Raw genomic sequence first — 4,456 nt, 5'->3', positions numbered from 1 at the left:
GGTGTGGACGGAAGCGGCGGCGGCCGCGCGACCACCGGCGCGGCCGCAGGGGCCTCGTCGCCGGCACCGCGCGGGGAATGGAACACGGCACTCACCATGGCGTTCTCCTGTGTGGCCCGCTCAGGCCTTGAGCTTGAAGCTGTCGGCGTACTTCGCCGGTTCCTTGCCGTCCCAGACGACGCCGTCGATCAGCTTCGCGCTGCGCAGCGGCTCCTTCGGCACGTTCACCTTCATCGCGCTCGCGGCCTGCTTGTACAGCTCGATCTGGTTGATCTGCTTCGCGACGCCGAGGTAGTCCGGGTGCTCCTTCAGCAGCCCCCAGCGCTTGTGCTGCGTCAGGAACCACATGCCGTCGCTCAGGTACGGGTAGTTCACCGCGCCGTCGTTGAAGAACTTCATGTGGTTGGGATCGTCCCAGGTCTTGCCCAGGCCGTTCTGGTAGCGGCCCAGGATGCGCTGGTTGATCGCGTCGACGCCGGTGTTGACGTACGACTTGTCGGCCACCGTCTCGGCCATCTTCAGCTTGTTCTGCAGGCTCGCGTCGATCCAGCGGCTCGCCTCGATCACCGCCATCATCACGGCGCGCGCGGTGTTGGGGTACTTCTTGACGAAATCGCCGGTGGTGCCGAGCACCTTCTCGGGGTGATCCTTCCAGATGTCCTGCGTGGTCACCGCGGTGATGCCGATGCCGTCCATGATCGCGCGGTGGCCCCAGGGCTCGCCGACGCAGTAGCCGTCCATGTTGCCGACGCGCATGTTGGCCACCATCTGCGGCGGCGGCACGGTGATCACCTTGGCATCCTTCATCGGGTTGATGCCGACGCTCGCGAGCCAGTAGTACAGCCACATCGCGTGGGTGCCGGTCGGGAAGGTCTGCGCGAAGGTGTACTCGCGCTTGTCGGCGGCCATCACCTTGGCGAGCGACGCACCGTCGACCGCGCCCTTGTCGGCCAGCTTCTTCGACAGCGTGATCGCCTGGCCGTTGTTGTTCAGGGTCATCAGCACGGCCATGTCCTTCTTCGGCCCGCCGATGCCCAGGTGCACGCCGTAGACCAGGCCGTACAGCACGTGCGCCATGTCGAGTTCGCCGTTGACCAGCTTGTCGCGCACGCCGGCCCACGAGGCCTCCTTGGTCGCGACGATCTTGACGCCGTACTTCTTGTCGAAGCCGAGCACCGAGGCCATCACGATCGATGCGCAGTCGGTCAGCGGGATGAAGCCGATGCGCACCTCCTCCTTCTCGGGCTTGTCGGAGCCTTGTGCATGCACGGCGCTCTGCAGCCCCGGCACCAGGCCGGCGGCACTGGTGGCGGCAGCGGCTTTGATCAGGGTTCGGCGGCTCATCAGGTTCTTTCGCGTGAGTGGGCTTGTCATGGCGTGGCTCAGGTTCTCGGAAAGCAAAAACAAAAAGGCGTCCGCACGGTGCGGGCTCAGCCTGCACGGTGGGGACGCCATCGTCCGACCCGCGTCGCGCCAACCTTGGTGCGTGCGGATGTCTGTGGAAGATCGCCGTTGACCTTCCACACGTCACTACGCAAGTGGCGTGCCACAGCCTTCTTCCCGGGGGAGCGCGGGCTGCATCGATGCTGCGACGCACCAAGTGCGCCGTCGGCCGCACTGCCGCAGTGCGTTCAGCCGAGCAGGTCCGACACGTCGAGGATGCGCTGCGCCACGTCGGCGAGCCGCAGCCCCTTGTCCATCGCCGCCTTGCGCAGCCGCGCGTAGGCGGCTTCCTCGCTGAGGCCCTGGCGCGACATCAGCAGGCCCTTCGCGCGGTCGATCACCTTGCGGTCCGAGAGCTCGGTGCGGGCGTCGGCCAGTTCGCGGCGCAGGCCCTCCTCGTGCCGGAAGCGCGCCATCGCCACGTCGAGCACCGGCTTCACCCGCTCCGGCGCCAGCCCGGCCACGACGTAGGCGGTGACGCCGGCGGCGATCGCGTCGGGCACGTGGCTGGTGTCGTCGTCATCGGTGAACAGCACGATCGGCCGGCGCGCATCGCGCGTCGCCATCACGACGTGCTCCAGCGTGTCGCGCGCCTGGCTCTCGGCGTCGATGATGATCATGTCGGGCTGGATCTGCGCCAGCCGCTCCGGCAGGAAGACATCGGCCGGCAGCACCGCGACGATGTTGTAGCCGTTCTCCAGCAGCCCGATGCGCAGCGCCCGCGAGCGCTCGGCCTCGATCGGGTCGGGCGCGCCTTCGCTGCCGTCGGCGGCCAGCGAGTCGGGGGCAACGATGACGATGCGCAGGACCGGGGCGGTCGGCGCGCGCGGCGGCTTCATGGGCAGGAGCGCAGCAACATCCGCGCCATGCGGCGCGGCCGGCCGGCTCGCCGGGAAATCAGCGCTCTTGCGAACTCGTGTGCAGCGCGCGGCGGATCCAGCCACCCAGCGGCCGCAGCGAGTCGAACATCGAATCGGCGGGCGGCTCGTCGAACTCCCGTTCTTCGAGCAGGCCCTGCGCCTCCAGCGCGTCCAGGAAGAGCTGCACCTCGGGGCGCTTCAGCCCGGCGATGGACGCCAGCTGCTCCAGCGTCATGTGCCGCTGCGACATGTCGCTCAGCATGCGCCGGTGCGCGGTGCGATCGAACGGCGCAGGCAGCTCCGTCCAGGCCAGGAGGCGGTATTGCTTCATGGGGTTTCCCTAACGACGTTGTTGTAGTTGGCAGTTGCTTCGGTGCACTGCTCGGTCACGCAGGTTAGTCGCCCGCGCTCGAACCGGGAAGGGGGTCGGATAGTAATTGAGGGTAAACCCTTGGATGTGCCGTGACAAAGTTGGCGCCGGCGGGTGGCGCGGGTGCGCTGGCTACACTCGCCGGATGAAGGTACTGGGCGTGGAATCATCGTGCGACGAAACGGGCGTGGCCCTGGTGGAGGCCGGCCCGAGCGGGATTCCGACCCTGCTGGCCCATGCGCTGCACAGCCAGGTCGCGATGCACCAGGCCTACGGCGGCGTGGTGCCTGAGCTGGCCTCGCGAGACCACATCCGGCGCGTGCTGCCGCTCACCGAGCAGGTGCTGCACGAGGCCGGCGCGTCGCTGGCCGATGTCGACGTGGTCGCGTTCACGCGCGGGCCGGGGTTGGCCGGGGCGCTGCTGGTGGGGGCGGGCGTGGCCTGCGCGCTGGCGGCGGCGCTCGGCAAGCCGGTGCTTGGCGTGCACCACCTCGAAGGGCACCTGCTGTCGCCGTTCCTCGCGAGCGATCCGCCGGAGTTTCCGTTCGTCGCGCTGCTGGTGTCGGGCGGGCACACGCAGCTGATGCGGGTCGACGACGTCGGCCGCTACGAACTGCTCGGCGAGAGCATCGACGACGCGGCCGGCGAGGCCTTCGACAAATCGGCCAAGCTGCTCGGTCTCGGCTACCCGGGCGGGCCGGCGCTGTCGCGCCTCGCCGAATCGGGGCGGCCCGATGCGTATGCGCTGCCGCGGCCGCTGCTGCACAGCGGCGATCTCGATTTCTCGTTCGCCGGCTTGAAGACCGCGGTGATGACGCAGCTGCGCAAGCTCGGCGATGCGCCGAGCGACACGCAGCGCGCCGACGTGGCCGCGTCGACGCAGGCCGCGATCGTCGAGGTGCTGCTGAAGAAGTCGCTCGCGGCGCTGAAGCAGACCGGGCTGAAGCGGCTCGTCGTCGCCGGCGGCGTCGGCGCGAACAGCCGCCTGCGCGCGCAGCTGGATGCCGAATGCGCGAAGCGCCAGGTCAGGGTGCATTACCCCGAGCTGGCGCTGTGCACCGACAACGGCGCGATGATCGCGCTCGCCGCCGCGATGCGGCTGCAGCGCGGCGCCGTGCCCGGCCGCGACTACGGCTTCGACGTGCGGCCGCGCTGGCCGCTGGCGACGCTGGCCGCGGCCGGCGCCGAGGCCGTCAGCTGATGCTGATCTGCGTCGCGCCGGTCGGCACGCGCTTGGCGAGCGTCAGCGTCAGCACGCCGTTCTCGAACTTCGCGCTCGAGTTGGCCTGGTCCACTTCGGCCGGCAGCGCGACCGTGCGGGCGTAGTGCGCGGCACTGCGTTCGCGGTACAGCACGCGTTCACCTTCCCTGGCATCGGCAGTTTTCGCGTCGCCGGCTTCCAGCGTCACGCGGCGGCCTTCCACCGAGACCTTCAGTTGCTCCTTCGACAGGCCCGGCAGGTCGAGCGTCAGCGTGTACGCGGTGTCGCTCTCGACGACGTCGAGTGCGGGCACGCGCGGCTGGGCCGGGGCCGGGGGCAGCCGGTCGGCGAACAGGTGATCGAAAGCGCGCTCGAGCGAGGTGGCACGGCGCGACGACAGCGAGGGGGTCAGAACGAACATGATGGCTCCTACAATCCATTCAATCGCTGCACAGCGCAGCAACCATGCCGCTGAAACTTGGAGCGGCATTTTTGTTTTCAAGTGGGTTGAAAAATGAAGATCGTGCGTTGGGTCAGGCGCTGCGGCGCGGTGCTGGCAGGGCTGGCGGCGGTGGCGGGCCC

The 4,456-nt window shown here is 69.0% G+C and carries 5 protein-coding genes; 1 reads left to right on the top strand and 4 read right to left on the bottom strand.

Annotation, left to right across the window (positions count from 1 at the left end; translation table 11 throughout):
* Window positions 1–120: 120 nt before the first annotated feature.
* The 3 genes from AC1DXV_RS31735 to AC1DXV_RS31725 all read right to left on the bottom strand — a co-directional run bounded on the left by AC1DXV_RS31735 (window position 121) and on the right by AC1DXV_RS31725 (window position 2,634).
* Window positions 121–1,344 carry a CmpA/NrtA family ABC transporter substrate-binding protein gene (locus AC1DXV_RS31735; protein ID WP_477871995.1) on the bottom strand — a complete coding sequence of 408 codons (1,224 nt, stop codon included), beginning with the start codon at window positions 1,342–1,344 and terminating at the stop codon, window positions 121–123.
* Between the two features lie 287 nt (window positions 1,345–1,631).
* On the bottom strand, window positions 1,632–2,282 hold the full coding sequence (locus tag AC1DXV_RS31730; protein WP_477937465.1) for an ANTAR domain-containing response regulator: 651 nt from the start codon (window positions 2,280–2,282) through the stop codon (window positions 1,632–1,634).
* A 58-nt stretch (window positions 2,283–2,340) separates the two neighbouring features.
* Window positions 2,341–2,634 (bottom strand): hypothetical protein, encoded by a 294-nt coding sequence (locus AC1DXV_RS31725; RefSeq protein ID WP_477937464.1) that lies wholly within the window; start codon window positions 2,632–2,634, stop codon window positions 2,341–2,343.
* Between the two features lie 184 nt (window positions 2,635–2,818).
* Between AC1DXV_RS31725 and tsaD the strand changes: the two genes are divergently transcribed.
* On the top strand, window positions 2,819–3,874 hold the full coding sequence (tsaD, locus tag AC1DXV_RS31720) for a tRNA (adenosine(37)-N6)-threonylcarbamoyltransferase complex transferase subunit TsaD (RefSeq protein ID WP_477937462.1): 1,056 nt from the start codon (window positions 2,819–2,821) through the stop codon (window positions 3,872–3,874).
* Here the strand turns inward: tsaD and AC1DXV_RS31715 are convergent.
* The gene (locus tag AC1DXV_RS31715) at window positions 3,867–4,295 is read right to left on the bottom strand and encodes an Hsp20/alpha crystallin family protein (protein ID WP_477937460.1); all 429 of its coding nucleotides are present in this window, start codon (window positions 4,293–4,295) and stop codon (window positions 3,867–3,869) included. The two genes, tsaD and AC1DXV_RS31715, sit on opposite strands and share 8 nt — an antisense overlap.
* Between the last annotated feature and the right edge of the window lie 161 nt (window positions 4,296–4,456).

This window comes from Rhizobacter sp. P3_C12 (assembly GCF_056402735.1).
This window is presented reverse-complemented; position numbering and strand designations above follow the sequence as displayed.